This window comes from Silvimonas soli (genome assembly GCF_030035605.1).
Classification (GTDB): Bacteria; Pseudomonadota; Gammaproteobacteria; order Burkholderiales; family Chitinibacteraceae; genus Silvimonas; species Silvimonas soli.
In genome coordinates, this window is sequence record NZ_CP106736.1 from 785,461 (window position 1) to 809,252 (window position 23,792).

17 protein-coding genes, 2 tRNA genes and 3 rRNA genes are annotated in these 23,792 nt (G+C 55.7%); 8 read left to right on the forward strand and 14 right to left on the reverse strand.

Translation table 11 applies throughout. The features are described from left to right. Positions 1–558: 558 nt before the first annotated feature. Positions 559–972 carry a hypothetical protein gene (locus N7220_RS03630; RefSeq protein ID WP_283150119.1) on the forward strand — a complete coding sequence of 138 codons (414 nt, stop codon included), beginning with the start codon at positions 559–561 and terminating at the stop codon, positions 970–972. A 220-nt stretch (positions 973–1,192) separates the two neighbouring features. Then, positions 1,193–2,314, forward strand: coding sequence for an ABC transporter substrate-binding protein (locus N7220_RS03635; protein ID WP_283150120.1), 1,122 nt, complete (start codon positions 1,193–1,195; stop codon positions 2,312–2,314). 104 nt (positions 2,315–2,418) lie between these two features. Here N7220_RS03635 and N7220_RS03640 read toward each other — a convergent pair whose 3' ends face one another. Both N7220_RS03640 and N7220_RS03645 read right to left on the reverse strand, forming a co-directional pair. Further along, positions 2,419–3,741, reverse strand: coding sequence for a sensor domain-containing diguanylate cyclase (locus N7220_RS03640; protein WP_283150121.1), 1,323 nt, complete (start codon positions 3,739–3,741; stop codon positions 2,419–2,421). Between the two features lie 295 nt (positions 3,742–4,036). Beyond that, entirely contained in the window at positions 4,037–4,405 is a 369-nt protein-coding gene (locus N7220_RS03645) for a MarR family winged helix-turn-helix transcriptional regulator (protein ID WP_308446581.1), read from the reverse strand. 53 nt (positions 4,406–4,458) lie between these two features. Between N7220_RS03645 and N7220_RS03650 the strand changes: the two genes are divergently transcribed. The 6 genes from N7220_RS03650 (at position 4,459) to N7220_RS03675 (ending at position 10,225) form a co-directional block, all read left to right on the forward strand. Beyond that, positions 4,459–5,394, forward strand: a complete 936-nt coding sequence (locus tag N7220_RS03650) for a fatty acid desaturase (protein WP_283150122.1) — start codon at positions 4,459–4,461, stop codon at positions 5,392–5,394. A 114-nt stretch (positions 5,395–5,508) separates the two neighbouring features. Further along, positions 5,509–6,435: a glycine betaine ABC transporter substrate-binding protein OsmF gene (osmF, locus tag N7220_RS03655; protein ID WP_283150123.1), complete on the forward strand. Its 927-nt coding sequence runs from the start codon at positions 5,509–5,511 to the stop codon at positions 6,433–6,435. Between the two features lie 52 nt (positions 6,436–6,487). Then, positions 6,488–7,642: an ABC transporter permease gene (locus N7220_RS03660; protein WP_283150124.1), complete on the forward strand. Its 1,155-nt coding sequence runs from the start codon at positions 6,488–6,490 to the stop codon at positions 7,640–7,642. Next, complete coding sequence (locus N7220_RS03665; RefSeq protein ID WP_283150125.1) at positions 7,639–8,571, forward strand: ABC transporter ATP-binding protein; 933 nt, start codon at positions 7,639–7,641, stop codon at positions 8,569–8,571. Before N7220_RS03660 ends, N7220_RS03665 begins: the two co-directional genes overlap by 4 nt. Beyond that, positions 8,568–9,431 (forward strand): ABC transporter permease, encoded by an 864-nt coding sequence (locus N7220_RS03670; RefSeq protein WP_283150126.1) that lies wholly within the window; start codon positions 8,568–8,570, stop codon positions 9,429–9,431. The genes N7220_RS03665 and N7220_RS03670 overlap by 4 nt, the downstream gene beginning before the upstream one ends. Then, complete coding sequence (locus N7220_RS03675; protein WP_283150127.1) at positions 9,428–10,225, forward strand: phosphate/phosphite/phosphonate ABC transporter substrate-binding protein; 798 nt, start codon at positions 9,428–9,430, stop codon at positions 10,223–10,225. The genes N7220_RS03670 and N7220_RS03675 overlap by 4 nt, the downstream gene beginning before the upstream one ends. A 68-nt stretch (positions 10,226–10,293) precedes the next feature. On the opposite strand, the gene N7220_RS03680 is transcribed toward N7220_RS03675, so the two are convergent. From N7220_RS03680 to dacB, 12 genes are all read right to left on the reverse strand, one after another. Then, on the reverse strand, positions 10,294–11,112 hold the full coding sequence (locus N7220_RS03680; RefSeq protein ID WP_283150128.1) for a hypothetical protein: 819 nt from the start codon (positions 11,110–11,112) through the stop codon (positions 10,294–10,296). Between the two features lie 284 nt (positions 11,113–11,396). Further along, positions 11,397–12,905, reverse strand: coding sequence for an AMP nucleosidase (locus N7220_RS03685; protein WP_283150129.1), 1,509 nt, complete (start codon positions 12,903–12,905; stop codon positions 11,397–11,399). A gap of 170 nt (positions 12,906–13,075) precedes the next feature. Then, a complete protein-coding gene (locus N7220_RS03690) occupies positions 13,076–13,516 on the reverse strand; it encodes a tetratricopeptide repeat protein (protein WP_283150130.1) in 441 nt (146 codons plus the stop codon). A gap of 306 nt (positions 13,517–13,822) precedes the next feature. Beyond that, a 5S ribosomal RNA gene (rrf, locus tag N7220_RS03695) occupies positions 13,823–13,936 on the reverse strand. Positions 13,937–14,150: 214 nt separating this feature from the next. Continuing rightward, positions 14,151–17,041, reverse strand: a 23S ribosomal RNA gene (locus N7220_RS03700). 46 nt (positions 17,042–17,087) lie between these two features. After that, positions 17,088–17,336: a hypothetical protein gene (locus N7220_RS03705; RefSeq protein WP_283150131.1), complete on the reverse strand. Its 249-nt coding sequence runs from the start codon at positions 17,334–17,336 to the stop codon at positions 17,088–17,090. Positions 17,337–17,376: 40 nt separating this feature from the next. Next, positions 17,377–17,452, reverse strand: a tRNA-Ala gene (locus N7220_RS03710). 57 nt (positions 17,453–17,509) lie between these two features. Further along, a tRNA-Ile gene (locus tag N7220_RS03715) sits at positions 17,510–17,586 on the reverse strand. A 95-nt stretch (positions 17,587–17,681) separates the two neighbouring features. After that, positions 17,682–19,216: ribosomal RNA gene (locus tag N7220_RS03720) — 16S ribosomal RNA — on the reverse strand. The 16S, 23S and 5S rRNA genes sit together here with 2 tRNA genes alongside, the layout of an rRNA operon. A 552-nt stretch (positions 19,217–19,768) precedes the next feature. Beyond that, entirely contained in the window at positions 19,769–20,491 is a 723-nt protein-coding gene (locus tag N7220_RS03725) for a 2'-5' RNA ligase family protein (protein WP_283150132.1), read from the reverse strand. 165 nt (positions 20,492–20,656) lie between these two features. After that, positions 20,657–22,213 (reverse strand): glutamine-hydrolyzing GMP synthase, encoded by a 1,557-nt coding sequence (gene guaA, locus N7220_RS03730; protein ID WP_283150133.1) that lies wholly within the window; start codon positions 22,211–22,213, stop codon positions 20,657–20,659. Positions 22,214–22,264: 51 nt separating this feature from the next. Next, entirely contained in the window at positions 22,265–23,728 is a 1,464-nt protein-coding gene (gene dacB / locus N7220_RS03735) for a D-alanyl-D-alanine carboxypeptidase/D-alanyl-D-alanine endopeptidase (RefSeq protein ID WP_283150134.1), read from the reverse strand. Positions 23,729–23,792 lie beyond the last annotated feature (64 nt).

Here is a 23,792-nt window from a genome sequence, read left to right on the forward strand (position 1 = left end):
GCGCCACGATCTGGCAGAGCCGCAATGCACGCACCAGCCGTATGTCGGCACTGTGCTTGACGCTAACAGGCCCAATGCCGCGTAATGAAACCCGTGGAAGCCGTACCAGAAAAGACAGCATCAGCCACCGGACGTAATCATGCCGGTGGGTAACGGCGCCAAAAAACAGACTGGACGATAAGACCACTTGATGCGCGGGATGAGCACCAAAAACAAGAAGGATGGAGACGAAACCAAAAGGGGCTTGAACCCCGAGTTGATCCGGGCCGCCCACGTGGCGGCCCGTTTTCTTGCTGCAATAGAACCACTGCCGCAAATAAGGCAGAAACAGAACTGAAATGCCGTGGTCGGGCAGCTATTTCTGCCTTGATCAAGATCATTGCCTGGCGCAACACCCGTAATCTCGATCACCAATACAAAAACAAAATAAATAACTACTGGATCAGCCTGGAATCACGCCAGACCTGCGCCCTACCGTGCCCCTGTTTGCCAGGGTCAGCCAGAGCACAAGTCTGAGCGAATTGATCAATGAGTCTGACCGTTGTAATGAGAGGAATCATGGAAACGCGCGGTGAAAAAGACCTGTCTTTCATCATGCTCGCCAGCCTTGGCAGCATGATCTTTCTGTCATTTGCATTCTGGCTGTTGATTGTCATGCAGATCGACATGCCGGTAATCCTTACCGTGCTGGGCATGTGCTGTGCAGCGTTTGTGGTGTGGGCCATCGGCTGGTTCTCCGGCATGGCCTTGCCATCGTTATCGTTGGTGGCATGCACCATCATTGGCGGCACTTCATGGCCCATCCTGGATTTCTACGCCACCAGTGCTTATCAGGAACATGGCCAGCTGGTCTGGTGGGGCCTGTGGTATTCCAAAGTCACCGTGTTGTGCCTGATTCCGGTCGTCGCCATTACTTTGTACAAGCGCTCGTGGAAAGCGGCCCTGCCCGCGATCCGGCCACTACCCCGTTAAGCGACTTCCGATATCAGGTTGTAATGCGCGCTTTGCCTGCGTCTTGCTCCTGACGCCGGTATGCAGCGTGCCAGTTTTGCCAGTCACTCGTTCCTGAGACTCTGCCCGAACAGGCGCCCGTCAGAGGCGCTCCAAGAGGGATAACCGTTGGCCTGCCCATCCGGGCTGCCGCGCGCATCCACCGTGCCGCCATTGTTCACAGCAAATGAGAGGGGGAAACATGATTAAAAAGATCCTGTTGGCGCTTGCAGCGACGATATCCGTGGCCGTGCATGCGGATATCAATATTGGTGAATCAGTCCCCACCTCCGGGCTGGCTGGCGACACCGGCAAAGCGCTGGCCTTGGGCGCATCGATTTATTTCAGCCGCATCAATGCGCAAGGTGGCATTAACGGCGAGCCCATCAATCTGATTACCCGCGATGACGGTTACGACGCCACCCGCACGCTGGCCAATACCCGCGATCTGATCGACAAGGAAAACGCCGTTGCACTGATTGGCTATTACGGCACCACATCATTGCAAGAGTTGATCAAATCAAAAATGCTCGATACCGCAGGCATACCGCTAGTAGGCGCATACACCGGCGCAGATAGCGTGCGCACGCCCGGCAGCGCATATTTTTTTCAGACTCGCGCCGGATACACGCAGGAAGTGGAAAAGATCGTCGCGCTGTTGAACGAGCATCTGGGCGTTAGCCGGATTGCCGTTCTGGCACAAAAAGATGGCTTTGGTGAGGCTGGCTATGCTGCGGTGAAGAACGAGTTGGCCAAACGCAAGCTGACGCTGGCGGGCGAAGGCTGGTATGACAAAACCACCGGCGACACCAATGCGGCGGCCCAAGCGCTGGCCAAAGCCAATCCGGAAGCGATCATCATGGTCGCCATCTCCAAACCGGCCAGCACCTTTGCCAAGCAGTTCAAAGCCTTGGGTGGCACATCCCAGCTTTACGGTTTGTCGGCAATCCAGTTTGACAACGTCACTCGCCAGGCCGGTTTGGGCGTAGCGCATGGCATCGGTTTATCGCAGGTTTTCCCGGCCCCGACTAACGCCCAACTCAAGTTGGTGCGCGAGTTTCAGACCGACGCCGAGCCGTTTCTGAAGTCGGGCGACTACCCGAGTTACGCTTTGCTGGAGGGATATATCTCTGCCCGCCTGCTGACCGAAGCGCTGAAACGCGCGGGCAAGAATCCGACCCGGGCCAGCGTTTATGAGGCACTGAGCAATATGCATCATTATGATCTGGGTGGTTTTGTGGTTGATTTCAGCGACAAGAAACGCTTGGGTTCCAATTTTGTGGAACTCACCATGATCTCGGCCACGGGCGTGCTGACGCGTTGATTTTCCGGGCAGGTGGGTTGGTTGGTTTTATTCCGTTTCATTCCGTTTTCGGGAACGCCTCACCCAACAAGACGGGATAGCCAGCCGCCCTACCCGCCTCACCTCTACCTGCCAGGCGGGTCGTCAATCCGGCGCCCTGGCGTCACCGGCGGTGCGTGGTGTTCAGCCTCGTTGAACAGCACCACCTGATTACGGCCATTGCGCTTGGCCTGATACAGCGCCAGATCGGCGTTTTCCATCAGTTGCTGCGTGGTCATACCGGCAGCCAACGTCGATACGCCCGCGCTGAAGGTGCTGCTGAACACGGTCTCGTTGCCACTTTGTGGAAAAGCCTTGAACTGCTGGCGCACCGCGTCGATATAGCGCGAGGCCAGCACCGGTGCGATGCCCGGCAAAGCAATACCAAACTCCTCACCGCCGTAACGCCCGATCAATGCCTGCGTGGGCGCTGTGTGGCGCAACATGCGGGCCAGACTCTGAATGACATGATCGCCAGTCAAATGGCCGTATTGGTCATTCACCGATTTGAAGTGATCGATATCGATCATGGCAAAGGTCAGGTGCTCACGATTACGCTGACACACCTGCACCGCTTGTTCCAGTTGCTCGACCAAAGTGGAATGGTTCAGTAACAACGTCAGGCTGTCGCGCGTCATCCATTGCCGCAAACGCCGATAACGTTCGCAGGTAATCGACACCGCGGTCACCAGTTCGTCAGGCGGGGTGTCTTTGACCAGGAAGTCGTCGCCGCCCATGCTGCGCGCTACCAACTGCTTGTTGCGACTGACTTCGGTAGAGAAAAAGATAATGGGAATGCCGTCATAACGCGGCTGCTGGCGAATGATGTGCGCCATCTCGTCGCCAGAGCATTCGGGCATATACACATCCAGAATGATGATTTCTGGCCGGTGGCGCTCCATCAACAGCAACACGTCCAGCGGACTACGGGTTTTGAATACTTCCATCCCCGCCCCGCGCAGCACTTTATCCAGCCAGCGCAGCATGCTTTCGGAGTCATCCACCACCAGCACCCGAAAAGGCTCCGGACGACGCTGATCCAGCAACTCGTCCAGCCGTGCCACCAGCTTTTGCAGCGGCAATGGCCGCGCCACAAAGTCAGTCACCCCCAAGCGCAACAAGGCAATCTGCCGCGACACCGGCTCGCCCACCGAAGACAAAAACAGCGGCCCTTTCGCCAGCCGTTTGATCAACGGCACATGAAAATCCAGATCAAGCCCTGGCGTTTCACCATCCACGATGACTGCAAATGGGGCTTTGCCATGCATGGCGGCCAGCAAGGCCGTGGCATGATCAAATGGAATGACCTCAAAACCGAACACCGCCAGTTGCTTGCATACCGGCGCCAGAATTGAGTCGCGCTCGGTCAGCAAATAAACGGTGGTAGAAGACGATGTATCTGTAAACAAACCTGGCTCCGGCAATTCGAAACGGGCACGGGTCGGTCGTTCTGATGGGCAAATACCGCCAGTCAAATGGACTGGCAACGGTATTTCCAGAAAGCAAGACCAACCCTTATTCCTGCGGCTCAGCGCAGGGTCCGGAATGAATCAGGAACTTAGCATAGGCAAGGCCTGCGGCCTCTCATAATTATCAAATACGTGGCATTAAAGCATCGTCTTTCTGGCGACTGGCAGGAAGTGACCGCCACCTGCAGCGCCCACAGCGCATCGCAGTGGCGATCATGTGTGTTGCCTGGTCAGTTCAGTTGCCTGGCACGCCATCCAGGTTGGCGAATATTCTTTGCAAAAACCCCAGTAACTGCTCTCTTTCCGGCTCGCTAAAACCAGACAGCGCCTGTTCACAGGCATCGTCCATGACCGCCCTGCTTTGCGGCAATTGCTGCGAGGCACGCTCAGTCAGCGAGATTAACCGACTGCGCCCATCGGGCGGGTCCGGCACGCGTTCGACCAGACCATCGCGCTCCATCCGCCCCAACAATTGCGCTATGCAGGGTTGCTCTACCTGAGCAATTCGCGCCGGCTCGGCCTGCGTCAATGCGCCTGATCGTTTGAGCGGGAGGAAAAAATAAAGAAAGGAATATGAAAATAAATTTATATTACTAATTGAAATATAAAACTCTTATAGAGTAGCGCTCTAGCCATTTCCGCAAGCGCTCACCACTCATGCCCTCTACCGCCCGATCCGGCTCGTTCCCAAGCCTCAGCAAACGTGCCATCGAGTGGCCCACATGGCTATTGATCGCCGCCATCTACGGCAGCTGGTTTGGTCTGATCGCGCAGCAGCGGGCACTCAACCCGCTGCTGGTCAATGTTGCGCTCACGCTGGTGGTGGCCTGGTTTATGAGCCTGCAGCATGAATTGCTGCACGGACACCCTACTCGCTCGCAACGGTTCAATCGCTGGCTGGGTTTGGCGCCGCTGGCGGTGTGGTATCCGTATGATATTTACCGGCAAACCCATCTGGCGCATCACCAGGAAACACATCTCACCTATCCAGGCATTGACCCGGAAAGCAATTACCTGGCACCGGCGGAGTTTGATCATCTGCCACGTTGGCTGCAGCCACCGCAAACCGCGCTGCGCACCGCACCCGGACGCGTATTGCTGGGGCCAGCTTTTGCCGTTATCGGCACCTGGCGTGAGGTATATCGCCAAATAAAGCAACGTGACTACACGCATTTGCGCATCTGGCTGGCACACATCGGGATGCTGGTGGTGATGTTATGGGCGCTGGATTACTGGTTTGGTTTTTCACCGATACGTTATCTGCTGGCTGTGGCTTATCCGGCATTGGGATTGGCCATGTTGCGTTCATTTTATGAACATCGTCCGGCAGCGATACCGGCCCATCGGGTGGTGATTAACGAGGCGGGCTGGTTCTGGCGACTGTTGTATCTGAATAACAATTTCCATCTGGTGCATCACGAAGCGCCACAGCTGGCGTGGTATCGGATTCCTGCGGCGTATCGGGCTGACCGGGCCGGTTTTCTGGCGCGCAATGGCGGTTTTTTGCTGCCGGGCTATGGCTATTTGCTGTGGCACTTTGCTTTCAAAGCGGTGGACGCGCCGACCTATCCCGCGCTCAGAGTCAGCATCTAGATTCGCGACACATGTTTTTTTGCAGGCAGATTGCATACTAAATGGCTAACCTGCTGGTAACGCATCGTCTAAATGTCATCTCACCATCCCCTTACAGCTCATTGAGGTACCCCCATGAACTTGCGTTTTTCTCGCCGGGCACTGCTTGGCACCGCCTTTGCCCTGCTGGTTGCGTCTGCCGGAGCGCAAGCCGACGGCGCAGTGCGCGTTGGCTCCAAGATTGATACCGAAGGCTCGTTGCTGGGCAATCTGATTTTGCAGGTGTTACAAGCGCAAGGGATCAAAACCGAGAACAAGATCCAGCTGGGCAATACCAAGGTGGTGCGCGGGGCGCTGACTGCGGGCGAGATTGATATTTATCCCGAGTACACCGGTAACGGCGCGTTCTTTTTTTCTGATGAGAAAAACCCGGCCTGGCGTAATGCCAAAACCGGCTATGAAAAAGTGAAAGCGCTGGATTTTGATAAAAACAAAATCGTCTGGCTGGAGCCTGCCCCAGCTAATAACACTTGGGCTATTGCCATTCGCCAGGATGTGGCCAGCAAGAACAAGCTCAAATCTCTGGCTGATCTGGGCAAATGGATTTCCGCTGGCGGTCAGTTCAAACTGGCGGCATCGGCCGAATTTATCGAGCGCCCGGACGCCCTGCCCGCATTTGAATCTGCCTATGGCTTTACGCTGAAACAAGATCAATTGCTGACGCTGGCGGGTGGCGACACCACGGTGACGATCAAGGCCGCTGCCGAGCAGACTTCTGGGGTGAACGCCGCGATGGCGTACGGTACCGACGGCCCGGTGGCGGCGCTGGGTCTGGTCACGCTGGATGACCCGAAAGGCATTCAGCCCATTTACGCTCCGGCACCAGTTATCCGAGCCGAAACGTTGGCCAAATATCCCAAGATCAAGGATGCGCTCGCCCCCGTATTCAAAACGCTGGATAGTCGCACCCTGCAAACCCTCAACGCCAAAATCGCCATTGAGGGGCAGGACGCCAAAAAGGTGGCTGCGGATTATCTGAAAAGCAAAGGCTTTGTGAAGTAACCGCAGTGACCCTTGCCTCGGGAGGCAGGGTTGCGTGGCAAATGGATAATCGATGTATATCAAAAACCGGGTTTTGTTGGTGTTGTGGATTGCCGGTGCGCTGGCGGCATGGGGTTTACCGTTTTTGACTCATGCCCCCAACCGTCTGGTCACCGGTACGGGTATTTCGCTGTGGGCGGTGATTAACAGCTGGCGCGCTATGCTTTGGCTGCCCGCGTTGGCACTGGCAGCTGCCGTGTTCGCCAAACCCGGTCGGCTACTGGATTGGCTGGTCGTGCTCGCCGCAACTCTGCTTATCGCTGGGCTGGTCGGCATTGCCGGTGCTGAAGCCACGCGGCTGGCGACGACCGATTCCGCCTATAGCCGCACTTCCTTCGGTGGCAGCTTCTGGCTATTGGTCATGCTGGCATGGTTAGCCGCTGCAGACGCGCTGGGACATCTCAAACTCCGGCCAGCGAGGGCTATAGTGGCGGGCCTGCTGGTGCTTGCACCGCTGTTGGTGCTGCTCCTGAGCGGCAAGCTGGATGATCTGTCTGTGCTGAAGGAATACACCAATCGGCAAGACGTGTTTAACGATGCGTTGCTGCGACATCTGGAGATTGTTGCTGCCACACTGGTGCCCACGCTGCTTATCAGCATTCCACTTGGCGTAGCGGCATTTCGGCGCGACCGGCTGCGTGCGCCGCTTTTTGCCGTTCTTAATGTCATCCAGACCATCCCGTCGATTGCCTTGTTCGGATTGTTGATTGCGCCATTGGCCGCCCTGGCTGCGCATGTGCCGGTATTGGCGAGCGTGGGCATCAGTGGCATCGGCATGACACCGGCGGTGATCGCGCTGACGCTGTATTCGCTGTTACCGATGGTGCGCAGTACCTCGGCGGGTTTGGCCCAAGTGCCTGCGGCAGTCATCGAAGCCGCCAAAGGCATGGGCTTGTCGCGGCGGCAGGTGTTCTGGCAAGTAGAAGTGCCATTGGCACTGCCAGTACTGCTGTCGGGCTTGCGTATCACTACAGTGCAGGCGATCGGGCTGACTACCGTGGCGGCCTTGATTGGCGCGGGCGGCTTTGGCGCCATCATGTTCCAAGGCTTGCTCAGCAGCGCGCTGGATCTGGTCTTGCTGGGCGTGGTGCCGGTCATCGCGCTGGCCATTGCCGCCGATGCCTTCTTCAAACTACTGGTATCCATGCTCGGAGCGCGGTTTCAATGATCGAATTTCAACAAGTCAGCAAGACCTTTGATAACTGGAAAGCCGTTGATGACCTGAATTTGCGGCTGAACGCGGGTGACTTCACGGTGCTGATCGGGCCATCCGGTTCGGGCAAATCCACCACGTTGAAAATGATTAACCGCCTGGTGGAACATGACAGCGGGCGCATTCTGTTCGCGGGCAAGGAAATCCGCAGTTTCAAAGAAGAAGACATCCGCCGCCGTATGGGTTACGCCATTCAGTCGATTGGTTTGTTTCCGCACTGGACCGTGGAACAAAACATTGCCACCGTCCCGGCCCTGCTCAAGTGGCCCAAAGCGCGAGTGGTCGAGCGTGTTACCGAACTGCTTACCTTGTTGAATCTGGAACCGGCACGCTATCGCCAGCGTTATCCGCATCAACTCTCCGGCGGGCAACAACAGCGCGTGGGCGTAGCCCGTGCCTTGGCGGCAGACCCTGAAGTCTTGCTGATGGACGAACCCTTTGGCGCGCTTGATCCGGTCACCCGCAGCGCATTGCAGGCAGAGATTGCCCGCATCCACAAAGCCTCTGGCAAGACCATTGTGCTGGTCACTCACGATATCGATGAAGCGCTTTTGCTGGCTGACCGTATTGTGCTGCTGGATAAAGGCCGCATTGCCCAAGTTGGCACGCCGTTTGAGATTCTGGCGCATCCGGCCAGCGATTTCGTCACCGAATTCGTCGGGCGCAGCGAAGTCGGCATCAAACTGTTGGGGCTGGATACTGTCGGCGCACGCGTACGCAAAGGCCAGTCCGCAACAGGCGAGCCGCTACCGATCAGCGCCACTTTGCGCGAAGCACTGTCCGCATTTGTCGCGCGGCGGGCCAGCAGTTTGCCGGTAGTGGATGCACAGGGCCAGCCAGTTGGGGCATTGCACTTTGCCGATTTGCTGGATGAACAGGCATGAGCCATCAGCCCAGCCCGCGTAATCCTTATCGCTGGTTTGCGGACCCGTTGCCGTGGGCGCTCCTGGTGTTGGTGTCGCTGATGTTTGGCATGCCGCTGCTCACGCCAGTGTTCAAAGCGTTGTTCCCGGAACTGCAACGCCCGCTGTATCTGCAGGATACTTTTCCCGCCCTGGTGGCGGCGCATATCAGTATTGTGGCGATCTCCAGTGCCATCTCGATTGTGGTGGGCGTAGGCGCGGGGGTGTTCGTCACCCACAGCATTGGCCGGGACTTTCGCCCGCTGGTAGAAACGGTGGTCGCCATTGGCCAGACTTTTCCGCCCGTCGCCGTCCTGGCCGTGGCGGTTCCCATTATTGGTTTCGGCACGCAGCCGGCGTTGATCGCACTGGCCTTGTACGGCTTGCTGCCGATTGTTCAGAGCACTATCGCCGGGATCGAATCCGTGCCAGAACCGGTCAGCGAAGCGGCGCGCGGTCTGGGCATGAGCCGCTGGCGGATATTGACCCAGGTCGAGTTGCCGCTCGCTCTGCCGGTGTTACTGGCTGGCGTACGCACTTCCGTGATTATCAATATCGGCACGGCAGCGATTGCTTCGACCGTGGGCGCAAAAACCCTGGGGTCGCCAATTATTGTCGGTCTGAGTGGCTTCAACACAGCGTATATCCTGCAGGGCGCCTTGCTGGTCGGCTTGCTGGCCGTTGTGACTGACCTTGCGTTCGACCGCTTGCTGCAACGGCTGGAACATTGGCGGCACGCGGGTGAGGAAAAGCGGACACCGGCCAAAACGTCACCGGTATTGGGTGGTTCGCGCGCGCGCCGCGGCGGGCAAACCGGTCAGTTACCGCCGGATAAAGCATGATCGCGGCGTTGCCCATGTACAGCACGCCTGCCAACGATGCTCTCCCCCGTTTGTGGCACGGTCTGGCTGGCCATTTACGTGCGCACGGTGTTGCTGGCGTGCCAGATGCCCTGACTCACCCAATCAATCTGCACAGCCATTGGCGCGACCCGGATTTATTACTTAGCCAGACCTGCGGTTATCCGCTGATGACTTCGCTGGCTGGCAAAGTGCAACTGGTTGGCGTCTTCTGTTACGACGCTCCCGGCTGCGAAGGTGCGTATTACCGCAGTCTGCTGATCGTCCGTGCTGATGACACTGGTCATACGCTGGCCGACTTCCGAGGTCGCATAGCGGCATACAACGCGCTGGAGTCGCAATCGGGCTACAACAGTTTGCGAGCGCTGATTGCCCCACTGGCTGAGGATGGGCGCTTTTTTGCGCAGGCTATTGCTTCGGGTTCCCATGCGGCATCAATTGAACTGGTTCGCGCCGGGCAGGCCGATATTGCCGCGATTGATTGTGTCAGTCTGGCGTTGCGCCGCGAAGCTGATCCCGCAGCACTGCATGGCATCCGGATATTGGGGCAGACAGCAGCCGCGCCCGGCTTGCCGCTGATAACTTCGGCCAGCACTCCTGCGCATCAACTGCAATTGCTGCGGCAAGGCTTGGCGGCAGCGATTGCCGATCCACACATGGCTGCCGCTTGGGCTGCTTTCGGGATTACCGGCTTTGAGGTTCTACCACTGGCTGCGTATGCAGTGATTCTGCAGATGCAGCAGCAGGCATTTGATGCGGGGTATTCGCAGCTATAAACCAGCATTAAAAAACGGCCCTTCTTCACGGCCCGTTTTTCGTCAACCCAGTCAAGCGCAGCACTCGGTCAAGCTTTAGTGGAAATGGTCGGGGTTGACGTGGTTATAGTTGAGTCGGCGCTGGCCGACCCACTGGTAGACGCACCGCTGCCATCATTCGGCGGGTTGGTCACCGCATCAATATCATCTTGCGACAAGCTCACGTCGCCAGAAGGAATGCCGTCTTTTACCCACTTATCCAGTTCATTCATGATCACATCATGAGTCTGGTTGCTGATAGCGGGCAGCTTGCCACCAAAGAATTGCGCCGCACTGTCAAAGCCGCTCTGAATTGCGTCGCGTAACTGGCTTAGCTTGCTCGGGTCGTTGCCTGCCGCCGCCTTGGCAAAATTGAGTATCCGCTCGGCCGTATTCTTGATACCAAATTCGCCATCGGGCGAAATCGCCTGCTTGGCTGCCGCTACCGTTTTAGGGTCGGCAGTCAGCGTTTGTTCGCCGCTTACCACTTTGGACCAAGTCAGCCCTTGCTGCTTGAGCATATTGCCCAGCATATCGATGAACTGCTGCACCTTCTGGTTAGATGCATCAATCATCGACGCCAGATCCACCGTGCCGCTGGCCGAGCCAGAACTGCTGCTGGTGGAATCCGTAGCGCCGTCCGCGCTGGTGGTGTCGGTACCGCTATCGTTCGTCGTAGCGGACTGGGCTTTGCGCGGGTCGCCATACGTCAGCACCGAGGTTTCGCTCGATGAAATGGACACGGTTTCCTGCGCGGCACTGACCGACGAATCGTCAGTTTGCTGATTAAGCGTCGTTACCGTGGTTGTACTCTTGCTGTTGATTTCCAGGAGCGCCTGATTGCTCAGGCTGGTTGCGCTGATCGCCATAGTACCGATCTCCTTATACGGTTGCGTTCCACGATCCGGGCTGCTGAAAAACGCAGCCGCATCTGGAATTCATTGAATGGTTTGACAATGCCCGGTGCCAATTGGCCTTCCGCAAGCCAATCTACGAGCCCGAGATGTCTTTTACCTGCTAGTAGCCCATTACAGGATGTCGGCAACTGATGTTAAAGCTTGATGGTTTTTGCCCACTAACGTTCGCTTGAATCGACCAGCGGGCGGCCAGGCTTCGTGCAGCCAGACCGCCCGCTTCCGATAAATTCAAACCGTTACTGAAAGGCTACTTCGGCAAAACTGCGCAATTTGCGACTGTGCAATTGATCAACACCTTGCTCGCGCAATAGCTCCATCGCACGCATGCCAATGCGCAGATGCTGATCAACCCGTTCCCGATAGAAATGATTCGCCATGCCCGGCAATTTGATCTCGCCATGCAGCGGCTTGTCACTCACGCACAGCAAAGTGCCATAAGGCACCCGAAAACGGAAACCATTGGCGGCGATGGTGGCGCTTTCCATATCCAGCGCGACGGCGCGGCTTTGGCTGAAACGACGCTGCGGACGATTGTCCGGCAATAACTCCCAATTACGGTTGTCGGTACTCGCCACCGTGCCGGTACGCATGATGTGCTTCAGCTCCGGGCCTTTCAGGCGTGTAACGTCCGACACCGCAGCTTCGAGCGCGAGTTGGATCTCTGCCAGTGCCGGGATAGGCACCCATAATGGCAGGTCTTCATCCAGGACGTGATCCTCACGCACGTAGCCATGAGCCAGCACGTAATCACCCAACTGCTGCGAATTTCGCAAGCCCGCGCAGTGGCCCAACATGATCCAGGCATGCGGGCGCAACACGGCGATATGGTCGGTAATGGTTTTGGCATTAGCCGGGCCTACGCCGATGTTGACCATGCTGATGCCGCTGCGATCTGCCCGAATCAGATGATAAGCCGGCATTTGCGGCAAGCGCGGCGGCGCCTTGCCCAAGGCGTCGATGTCTTGCGGATCCAGCCCGACGCGGCGGGTAATGACGTTGCCCGGCTCGACAAAAGCGATGTATTCGCTGTTCGGGTCGCTCATGCTCTCCAGCCCTAATCGCACAAATTCGTCGATATAGAACTGATAATTAGTGAACAGCACGAAATTCTGAAAATGCTCCGGCACCGTTCCGGTGTAATGGCGCAAGCGATGCAATGAATAATCAATGCGTGGCGCGGTAAACAACGACAGCGGTTGTGGTTCGCCAGGTTTGGGCTCGTAGGTGCCGTTGGCGATGCCGTCATCCATGGCCGACAAATCAGGCAAATCGAATACATCACGCATCAGCTGGCGGCGTTCCGGGCTGAGTGTGCCCTCGATGTAATCGTGTTCAGCAAATGAGAAATGCACCGGAATCGGTTGGGAACTGGTCCCGATCTCCAGCTCGCAATCGTGGTTACGCAGGAGCAAATTAAATTGCTCCAGATAGTATTCATCATACAAATCGGGGCGGGTCAGTGTTGTCTCGAAGTGACCAGGCCCAGCGACAAAACCAAAACTCAAATGCGCACTATCCGCCGTATTGGAGCGACTGACCGTGTCAGTCTGGATTCGCACAAACGGGTAGCAGGCACGCACATGCCCAGGCAAGGTTTCACCGCCCACAAAGCGCTGCATCGCATCACGCAGATGGTTAACACTGTTCTCGTAAATCAACCTGGCTTGGGCCAATGCGGTAACCGCATCGGTGTAGCGCGTTGGTGCGATAAATTTGGGGAGATAAGGCAGGGATCGATTATTCATGTTGGCGCATCCAGTATGCTTGCGTCGACGATACGACTGAGAAACATGGGCCAAAGACTGGCCGTATCAGCTGGCTGATAGCGTATATCAACCAAAGCGTAACCAGTCTAACTCATCAGTCATGACAAACGAGAATATGGCGGCGAAGGAGTCGCCGGCTAATTTGCAAATCAGCGATAGCCAACAGGGCCGAGGGCGAGATAGATCGGGGAACTGGGCAAAGAATGCTTCATAAGACGGGGAGAATGCGGACGACGGCAACGAGCCCGAAAATGCCACACGTGCGCGAGAAAGCGCCTTCCTTCCGGGATCAATACATGGCTTTCGGGCAACTCCCCACTGGCAATCATGTAGGCCAGCGGTTCATAAGAACGCGTGTAACCCTGACGTGCTGCCTGCAGCATAAAATGAGCCGCCTGCGCCGGGTCTCGCTCGACTCCGTACCCTTTTAGATAGGCCACCGCCACATTGAAACTGGCCCGGGCGTGGCCTTGGTCGGAGAGATTGCGAAAGCTGGCAATGGCTGATTCAGCCTCAACAGGATTGCCACTGGTCAACAGATTGACTGCTGAGTTGAAAAGTTCGGCTTGGGTATCTTGTGTTGTGGTCATCCGCATCACCTTCCCGCTTCTGTTTTCGGCCTGACGTAGCACTCCAGAATGATGCGTTGAAGCGCACTGACCGCATGTTTGCATCTATTTTTAGATATATGCCAAGCGCGACGCTCTGTGGCGTTGACTGACGACCGGTTGCTGATTGAATCTGCCGGAAATGGGGATGAAGACAGTCCATAAAAAGCCCCGCAGTTCATCGCTGCGGGGCTTTGTCCTTGCGTACTGCCTTTTGCCTTGCGCGCCTTGCGCACGGTGCAAAGCAAAACGCCCGGTACAGGTTCCTGTCCGGGCGTTCAAAGGGGTGTCTGGCAATGACCTACTTTCACACGGGTAATCCGCACTATCATCGGCGCTAAGTCGTTTCACGGTCCTGTTCGGGATGGGAAGGCGTGGGGCCAACTCGCTATGGTCGCCAGACGTAACTGGTTAGAGTCACGACTGTTATTCGTCGCTGCTCTGATTCTGGAAGAAGCTGCAGGCAAAGCCTGCTGTTTAGCGTGGCCGGTCCGGTTTTCACCCTGACCCACCACCGACTCAATTCGTTCGTATCGTATTACTTGGGGTTGATTCGTACTTTCGTACTTCTGTTCGAGCTCGTCACCAACACAACCCGAAACAACGCTCAGGTTATAGGATCAAGCCTCACGGGCAATTAGTATCAGTTAGCTTAACGCATTACTGCGCTTCCACACCTGACCTATCAACGTTGTGGTCTCCAACGACCCTTCAGGGGAATCAAGTTCCCAGGGAAATCTCATCTCGGGGCAAGTTTCGCGCTTAGATGCTTTCAGCGCTTATCTCTTCCGCATTTAGCTACCCGGCGATACCACTGGCGTGATAACCGGTACACCAGAGATGCGTCCACTCCGGTCCTCTCGTACTAGGAGCAGCCCCCCTCAAATTTCCAGCGCCCACTGCAGATAGGGACCAAACTGTCTCACGACGTTTTGAACCCAGCTCACGTACCACTTTAAATGGCGAACAGCCATACCCTTGGGACCGGCTACAGCCCCAGGATGTGATGAGCCGACATCGAGGTGCCAAACTCCGCCGTCGATGTGAACTCTTGGGCGGAATCAGCCTGTTATCCCCGGAGTACCTTTTATCCGTTGAGCGATGGCCCTTCCATTCAGAACCACCGGATCACTATGTCCTGCTTTCGCACCTGCTCGACTTGTCAGTCTCGCAGTCAAGCCACCTTGTGCCATTACACTATCAGTACGATGTCCGACCGTACCTAGGTGACCTTCGAGCTCCTCCGTTACACTTTGGGAGGAGACCGCCCCAGTCAAACTGCCTACCATACACGGTCCCCGATCCGGATAACGGACCAAGGTTAGAACCTCAAAGGGGTCAGGGTGGTATTTCAAGGTTGGCTCCACACGAACTAGCGTCCATGCTTCATAGCCTCCCACCTATCCTACACAAACCACTTCAAAGTCCAATGTAAAGCTACAGTAAAGGTTCACGGGGTCTTTCCGTCTAGCAGCGGGGAGATTGCATCTTCACAAACACTTCAACTTCGCTGAGTCTCAGGAGGAGACAGTGTGGCCATCGTTACGCCATTCGTGCGGGTCGGAACTTACCCGACAAGGAATTTCGCTACCTTAGGACCGTTATAGTTACGGCCGCCGTTTACTGGGGCTTCGATCAAGAGCTTGCACCCCATCACTTAACCTTCCAGCACCGGGCAGGCGTCACACCCTATACGTCGACTTTCGTCTTGGCAGAGTGCTGTGTTTTTGATAAACAGTCGCAGCCACCTTTTCACTGCAACCTCTTCACGCTCCACGAGCAAGTCGCTTCACGCTACAGAGGCACACCTTCTCCCGAAGTTACGGTGTCAATTTGCCGAGTTCCTTCTCCTGAGTTCTCTCAAGCGCCTTGGAATTCTCATCCTGCCCACCAGTGTCGGTTTGCGGTACGGTTCCGTATTGGCTGAAGCTTAGTGGCTTTTCCTGGAAGCATGGGATCAATCACTTCGGTCCGAAGACCTCGTTATCACGCCTCAGTGTTAAAGGGGACCGGATTTGCCTAATCCCCACACCTACACGCTTGAACCGGGACATCCAACACCCGGCTGACCTACCCTTCTCCGTCCCCACATCGCACCAATACAAAGTACAGGAATATTAACCTGTTTCCCATCGACTACGCTTTTCAGCCTCGCCTTAGGGGCCGACTCACCCTGCGCCGATGAACGTTGCGCAGGAAACCTTGGGCTTACGGCGAACGGGCTTTTCACCCGTTTTAACGCTACTCATGTCAGCATTCGCACTTCCGATACCTCCAGCACACTTTACAATGCACCTTCACAGGCCTACGGAACGCTCCCCTACCACGTGCAATAAATTGCACATCCGCGTCTTCGGTTACATGTTTGAGCCCCGTTACATCTTCCGCGCAGGACGACTCGACCAGTGAGCTATTACGCTTTCTTTAAATGATGGCTGCTTCTAAGCCAACATCCTGGCTGTCTGTGCCTTCCCACCTCGTTTTCCACTTAACATGTCATTTGGGACCTTAGACGGCGGTCTGGGTTGTTTCCCTCTTGACAACGGACGTTAGCACCCGCTGTCTGTCTCCCAGGCTGATACTTGACGGTATTCAGAGTTTGCCATGGTTTGGTAAGTCGCGATGACCCCCTAGCCATAACAGTGCTTTACCCCCGTCAGTAATACCTGAGGCACTACCTAAATAGTTTTCGGGGAGAACCAGCTATTTCCAGGTTTGTTTAGCCTTTCACCCCTATCCACAGCTCATCCCCTGATTTTGCAACATCAGTGGGTTCGGACCTCCAGTGCGTGTTACCGCACCTTCATCCTGGCCATGGATAGATCACCTGGTTTCGGGTCTACGCCCAGCAACTGTGCGCCCTGTTCGGACTCGGTTTCCCTGCGCCTCCCCTATGCGGTTAAGCTTGCTACTGAACGTAAGTCGCTGACCCATTATACAAAAGGTACGCAGTCACCCCATTTTCAGAGGCTCCCACTGTTTGTATGCATCCGGTTTCAGGTTCTATTTCACTCCCCTCCCGGGGTTCTTTTCGCCTTTCCCTCACGGTACTGGTTCACTATCGGTCGATCACGAGTATTTAGCCTTGGAGGATGGTCCCCCCGTCTTCGGACAGGATTTCTCGTGTCCCGCCTTACTTGTCGCATGCTCAGTACCACAATTCTCTTTTCGTGTACGGGGCTATCACCCACTGTCGCCGGCCTTTCCATGCCGTTCCACTAAGAGTACTGCTATCACATGCAGGCTCTTCCGGTTTCGCTCGCCACTACTTCCGGAATCTCGGTTGATTTCTTTTCCTGCAGCTACTTAGATGTTTCAGTTCGCTGCGTTCGCTTCTCATGACCTATGTATTCAGTCATGGATGACCCAAAAGGGCCGGGTTTCCCCATTCGGACATCTACGGATCAAAGCTCGTTTGCCAGCTCCCCGTAGCTTTTCGCAGGCTACCGCGTCCTTCATCGCCTGTGATCGCCAAGGCATCCACCAGATGCACTTATTCGCTTGATCCTATAACCTCAGACTTGTCTCAGGTTACAAAATCGTGTTTGCGACGTTACATCGAAACCATATAAAACAGTCTCGATTCACTCGATACAATCAAACCCAATTTATTACTACTAAATTTGAGTCTTGCTTCTTCCAGTTTGTTAAAGATCAAGATACGCGCCTTGCGGCGGGCAGCTCTAAAAGCTGCCTGATTGAAGCAATCAGGAACAAATATTCTCTTGCCGCCCTTCTGGCAAAAACACTTGTTTCTGAGTGCTCGGTATTTGTGGTGCCAGCCGACGGGTTCCGGCGCCATGACCCCCCCTCGGGTTTCATGTTGCCTCACCGCCAGGTGATGGTGGAGGTTGACGGGATCGAACCGACGACCCCCTGCTTGCAAAGCAGGTGCTCTCCCAGCTGAGCTAAACCCCCAATCGTTCAATCTGTCTTTCCTTGCCAGAGCCTTTCCACTTACAACGCGACCGCAAATGGTGGGTCAAGCTGGAATCGAACCAGCGACCCCCGCCTTATCAAGACGGTGCTCTAACCAACTGAGCTACTGACCCAGCTCCACAAATTACGGCGTCTTCGCAGACGCCGCTTTCCGTATCTTCAACCTACAGCCGATGAGTGTGAGTACTTGGTCCAGACCATTCTCTTGAAAGGAGGTGATCCAGCCGCAGGTTCCCCTACGGCTACCTTGTTACGACTTCACCCCAGTCATGAATCCTACCGTGGTGACCGGCCCCCCCGAAGGTTAGCCTGGCCACTTCTGGTAAAACCCACTCCCATGGTGTGACGGGCGGTGTGTACAAGGCCCGGGAACGTATTCACCGCGACATGCTGATCCGCGATTACTAGCGATTCCGACTTCATGCACTCGAGTTGCAGAGTGCAATCCGGACTACGATCGGTTTTGCAGGATTGGCTCCCCCTCGCGGGTTGGCGACCCTCTGTACCGACCATTGTATGACGTGTGAAGCCCTGGTCATAAGGGCCATGAGGACTTGACGTCATCCCCACCTTCCTCCGGTTTGTCACCGGCAGTCCCATTAAAGTGCCCAACTGAATGCTGGCAACTAATGGCAAGGGTTGCGCTCGTTGCGGGACTTAACCCAACATCTCACGACACGAGCTGACGACAGCCATGCAGCACCTGTGTTCTAGCTCCTTGCGGCACTCCCAAATCTCTTCGGGATTCTAGACATGTCAAGACCAGGTAAGGTTTTTCGCGTTGCATCGAATTAATCCACATCATCCACCGCTTGTGCGGGCCCCCGTCAATTCCTTTGAGTTTTAATCTTGCGACCGTACTCCCCAGGCGGTCTACTTCACGCGTTAGCTGCGTTACCAAGGTCCGAAAACCCCGACAACTAGTAGACATCGTTTAGGGCGTGGACTACCAGGGTATCTAATCCTGTTTGCTCCCCACGCTTTCGTGCATGAGTGTCAGTATCAGCCCAGGGGGTTGCCTTCGCCATCGGTGTTCCTCCACATCTCTACGCATTTCACTGCTACACGTGGAATTCCACCCCCCTCTGCCGTACTCTAGCGAGCCAGTCATCAATGCAGTTCCCAGGTTGAGCCCGGGGATTTCACATCGATCTTAACAAGCCACCTGCGCACGCTTTACGCCCAGTAATTCCGATTAACGCTTGGACCCTACGTATTACCGCGGCTGCTGGCACGTAGTTAGCCGGTCCTTATTCTTCAGGTACTCTCATCCCCGGGACGTATTAAGTCCAAGGATTTGCTCCCTGACAAAAGGGCTTTACAACCCGAAGGCCTTCTTCACCCACGCGGCATTGCTGGATCAGGCTTGCGCCCATTGTCCAAGATTCCCCACTGCTGCCTCCCGTAGGAGTCTGGGCCGTGTCTCAGTCCCAGTGTGGCGGGTCGTCCTCTCAGACCCGCTACGGATCGTTGCCTTGGTGAGCCTTTACCTCACCAACTAGCTAATCCGACATCGGCCGCTCGTATGACAAGAGGTCTTGCGATCCCCCTCTTTCCCCCTCAGGGCGTATGCGGTATTAGCCAACCTTTCGGTTAGTTATCCCCCATCACACGGTACGTTCCGATGCATTACTCACCCGTTCGCCACTAACTTGTGGAGCAAGCCCCACAAGTCCGTTCGACTTGCATGTGTAAAGCATGCCGCCAGCGTTCAATCTGAGCCAGGATCAAACTCTTGAGTTCAATCTCTGTTACTTAAATTTCGCACTCGCTTAAAACTCGAAATTACAAAGTAAAACTTTGCAAATATTCTCATCTAAGTGCGAGTACTTGTTTTGTCCTTCCCAAGCACTCACACTCATCGGCTGTAATTTGTTAAAGATCGTTTGCCACCAGACCCGGAAACCCTGCTAAACTCTTCGTTTTCGCCGTTTCGCTGTTGTGTCTGCAGCGGAGAAACCGAACTATACGGACCAGACCGGAACCCGTCAACACCTTCGGGCAACATTCTTTGCCCCGCCTGCACAAACCCCTGATCCGTAAGAATATTTCTTTCAGCGATCATTGCAGTCCCGTGACAGACCCCCCGCCCTACCCCGCAGAACACTGCCTTCTCCCCTGCTTCAGCACCTCTTCCTGCACCTTAAAACACCCCAAAACAGCAGCACCAAAGCAAAAGCCGCTCTGGCGAGCGGCTTTTTGATGCGTGGACCTCATATGGGGCAAGCGAACATCAGCCTCTTCAGAACCGACTGATCAAAAGAGAAATCTTATTAAAGCAGATGGATCATCCATTCACTCTCCTAGCAAAGTCCATTCGCCCAGTACCGTATAAGGTTTATGCTGACCTCGGTGACTTTGTATCAAGGCAAAATTTCTTACGGTCCATTCGACTGGTTGCACCGCTTGCTCACACATAAGCTGCTCCGTATAGAACAGCGTCATATGTGGATTCCGCACAAGGTTTTTTTGCCCCACCTCCAGCTCTGTAACGCTTAGTGCACCAACCATACGATCACCAAGAAGCGACAACCCCTGCTGAACCATATCCGAGCAAAGGACCACAGCGCGCCTCGACGGAGCTGAAATGCCGCCATCAAATCTCATGACTCGATCAAACATGACCGGAAATTCCCTTACCTGCACATGCATCATTGCTCGCCCGATCTCTTCTATAAGCTGAGGGGGAATGGTGTCGTAATAACCCAACTCAAACACAGTCACGTGAAATCGCCAGCGCGGGAGGATATATCCGGCCACACCCTGTGACGATTGAATGCACCTGGCGTGATGCTCGATAACTGGAAATATCGAAGCTGGCGGGCGAATGGCAATAAATAGATATTCGCGAGCACTTGAATCACTACCAGTTTTCTTTCGCGCTTGAGTTTTCGCCTTGAATGCACCGAGCAGGTCACGTAACTCCGGTTGTTCAATACCTGGCAACGTCATTTGCTGATTCAGCGCCGCAACCTGCCAATCCAAGGATGACACACGATTCTTGAAGTCTCCTGCCACGCCTATTCCTCCAATTCGTCCCAAGCAATTCCCTGCAAGCCAGGGCAGTACTTGCTACATGGTGCGGCTGCGGATTCTCAAAAAACAAAAACCCCGGACGAACGCCGGGGGTTTTGTTTGGGCCTGACACCTATGTATATATACATATCAGATGTCGATTGTTGATCATTCCCACTCAATCGTTGCCGGTGGTTTGCCAGACACGTCGTAAACCACACGATTGATACCGCGAACTTCATTGATGATGCGGTTGGAGACTTTGCCCAGCAAGTCGTACGGCAGTTCCGCCCACTTGGCGGTCATGAAATCGCTGGTCTGAACGGCACGCAGCGCCACTACATATTCATAGGTGCGGCCATCGCCCATTACACCGACGGATTTCACCGGCAGGAATACGGCAAAGGCTTGCGAGGTTTTGTCGTACCAGTCGGCAGCGCGCAGTTCATCAATAAAGATGGCATCCGCACGGCGCAGCAGGTCGCAGAACTCTTGTTTGACTTCACCGAGTACACGTACGCCAAGGCCTGGGCCTGGGAATGGGTGACGGTAGACCATCTCATGCGGCAGGCCCAGTGCTACGCCCAGTTCGCGGACTTCGTCCTTGAACAGTTCGCGCAGTGGTTCAAGCAACTTGAGGTTCAGCGTATCTGGCAGGCCGCCCACATTGTGGTGGCTCTTGATGGTGTGAGCTTTCTTGGTCTTGGCACCGGCGGATTCAATGACGTCCGGGTAGATGGTGCCTTGGGCCAGCCATTTAGCGTTGGGCAGCTTGGCGGCTTCAACCTGGAAGACTTCAACGAACTCACGACCGATGATCTTGCGCTTGGCTTCGGGATCACTCACGCCAGCCAGATGACCCATGAACTGCGCGGTGGCGTTTACATGGATAACCTTCACACCCAGATGCTTGTTGAAGATGTTCATGACTTGCTCGCCTTCGTTCAGGCGCAGCAAGCCGTTATCCACAAATACGCAGGTAAGTTTGTCGCCAATGGCGCGATGAATCAGCGCAGCAGCCACGGATGAATCGACGCCGCCAGACAAACCGAGGATGACTTCCTCATCACCCACCTGCTCACGAATCTTCGCGACGGCGGTTTCGACATAGTTAGGCATGGTCCACGATGGCTTGGCACCACAGATTTCCAGCACGAACCGGTTGATGATGTCGCGGCCCTTGAGGGTGTGGGTGACTTCGGGGTGGAACTGCACGCCGTACAAACCCTTGGTCTCGTCAGCCATGGCGGCGAACGGGCAAGATGGGGTTTCAGCGATCATGCTGAAGCCTTCTGGCAGTGCGGTGACTTTGTCGCCGTGGCTCATCCAGACATCCAGCAGGCCGTGCCCTTGGTCGTTCTGGCGATCTTGCAGATCACGGAACAACTTGCTGTGACCGCGGGCGCGGATTTCGGCGTAACCGAATTCGCGGGCATGGCCACCATCGACCTTGCCACCCAACGTCTGCGCCATCCACTGCATGCCATAGCAAATACCGAAGACCGGTACGCCTAAGGCCAAGAGACCAGCATCAGCTTGATAATCGCTTTCGTAAACCGAGTTAGGACCGCCGGAGAGGATGATGCCGGTGGGCTGGAACTCGCGGATGAAATCGATGGAAACATCGAACGAGTGCAGCTCACAGTAGACATGCGCTTCGCGCACGCGGCGTGCAATCAGCTGGGAGACTTGGGAGCCGAAATCGAGAATCAGGATCTTGTCCATGACGCGCCTTTGGTTGTCCTGCAGGTACGCAGGCTGGAAAAGCGCGCTATTTTAGCGTGTTACGGCATTTGCTGCGAGTATCCCCGGCCCGGCGGATTGTACCCACGCCAATACGCTATCAAGCACACCCAATCCGCGGTCGGCTTGCGGGTGGTTCAGGATCGCCACCACGGCAAACATGTGGCCATCAGCATCACGCACAAAACCAGCCGCTGCGCGCACATCTTTGAGCGTACCGGTTTTGATGTGGGCCTCTCCAGCGACGCCACTTTCTTTCAGGCGTTTCTTCATGGTGCCGTCGACTGCGGCAATGGGCAGCGATGAAATAAATTCCGGCGCGTACGGACTTTGCCAAGCCCACTGCAGCAGTTGCGCCATGTGACGAGCAGAGATTTGTTCTTCGCGCGACAAGCCCGAGCCGTTTTCCAGCGTCAGCTCTTGCCAGTCGGCATTGTGGCGAGTGAGCCAGTCATGGATGGTGCGGCTGGCCGACTGGATATCATCACCGTCACCCGGCTGGCGGAACTGCGCGCCCAGCGTGAGGAACAACTGCCGCGCCATCAGATTGTTGCTGTATTTATTAATGTCGCGAATGTTGGTCGCCAGATCGGCGGATTGCGACTGCGCCACGCGTGTTGCTTGTGCAGGTACTTGGCCCAAGCGTGTGTTGCCGCTGATCTCGCCACCGGTTTCTTTCCATAGATAACGCGCAAGGCTGCCGGTGTAGGTCGCGGCATCCAGATAAGACTGATATTTATCTACCGAGCAATCGGGCGGTAATGCGCCGGTGACGCGCACTCGAACGGCGTTACCCGCGCCGCTCGCCTGAAAACCCAGGCCACTACCCACGCATGGTGCATTGGCGGAAAGCTTGATGCCGTTTTCAAGAGTCACCTCTGGCAGAGGCGGATCAAGAACCAGATTGGCCGAACTAGCGTCAGTGGCCACATGAAACCGGAACGCATGAAAATTGACCAGCAAGCTATCGGGCCCGACCAGATACGCGCGCGCGGGATCATTGCCATCATCGGCAAAGCTGGTTTTGGCGGGAATCTGCAAATAGCTGCGGTCCAGCACGATGTCGCCATTGATGCGTTTGATGCCGCTGGCACGTACATCGCGCAGTAGCATCCACATACGTTCGAGCGTCAATTTGGGGTCGCCCGATCCCTTTATATATATGTTGCCCTGCAAGACGCCGTTATTGACCGGTCCATCAACATAAACCTGCGTATTCCACGAGAACGCCGGACCGAGCATATCCAGTGCGGCGAAAGTGGTGATCAGCTTCATGGTGGATGCCGGATTGGCCGGCACATCCGCATTCCAGTATTGGCCGGGCCCGCGATCCAGCGGCACCACTGCCAGCGACAATGCGGACGCAGGCAATTTGGCCGATGCCAATGCATTGGCGACCGGGGCAGGCAGTGGCGCGGCGTGTAATGGCGCGGCGGTCAGCACCAGTGAACAGAGCGCAGGGGCGATCAGCGGGAACAGCGAACTAAAACGAGGCATCGGGCGAATCCGGAAAGAACCAGTCAATGGCAGCAAAAGGCGTTGCTGCATTGTGCCCGGCTAC

Coding starts and splice junctions, on each gene's coding strand:
- N7220_RS03650 (WP_283150122.1), top strand. CDS start 4,459: ATGCCCTCTACCGCCCGATCCGGCTCGTTCCCAAGCCTCAGCAAACGT.
- N7220_RS03670 (WP_283150126.1), top strand. CDS start 8,568: ATGAGCCATCAGCCCAGCCCGCGTAATCCTTATCGCTGGTTTGCGGAC.
- N7220_RS03665 (WP_283150125.1), top strand. CDS start 7,639: ATGATCGAATTTCAACAAGTCAGCAAGACCTTTGATAACTGGAAAGCC.
- osmF (WP_283150123.1), top strand. CDS start 5,509: ATGAACTTGCGTTTTTCTCGCCGGGCACTGCTTGGCACCGCCTTTGCC.
- N7220_RS03685 (WP_283150129.1), bottom strand. CDS start 12,905: ATGAATAATCGATCCCTGCCTTATCTCCCCAAATTTATCGCACCAACG.
- N7220_RS03690 (WP_283150130.1), bottom strand. CDS start 13,516: ATGACCACAACACAAGATACCCAAGCCGAACTTTTCAACTCAGCAGTC.
- N7220_RS03675 (WP_283150127.1), top strand. CDS start 9,428: ATGATCGCGGCGTTGCCCATGTACAGCACGCCTGCCAACGATGCTCTC.
- guaA (WP_283150133.1), bottom strand. CDS start 22,213: ATGGACAAGATCCTGATTCTCGATTTCGGCTCCCAAGTCTCCCAGCTG.
- N7220_RS03680 (WP_283150128.1), bottom strand. CDS start 11,112: ATGGCGATCAGCGCAACCAGCCTGAGCAATCAGGCGCTCCTGGAAATC.
- N7220_RS03705 (WP_283150131.1), bottom strand. CDS start 17,336: ATGGCGCCGGAACCCGTCGGCTGGCACCACAAATACCGAGCACTCAGA.
- N7220_RS03660 (WP_283150124.1), top strand. CDS start 6,488: ATGTATATCAAAAACCGGGTTTTGTTGGTGTTGTGGATTGCCGGTGCG.
- dacB (WP_283150134.1), bottom strand. CDS start 23,728: ATGCCTCGTTTTAGTTCGCTGTTCCCGCTGATCGCCCCTGCGCTCTGT.
- N7220_RS03630 (WP_283150119.1), top strand. CDS start 559: ATGGAAACGCGCGGTGAAAAAGACCTGTCTTTCATCATGCTCGCCAGC.
- N7220_RS03635 (WP_283150120.1), top strand. CDS start 1,193: ATGATTAAAAAGATCCTGTTGGCGCTTGCAGCGACGATATCCGTGGCC.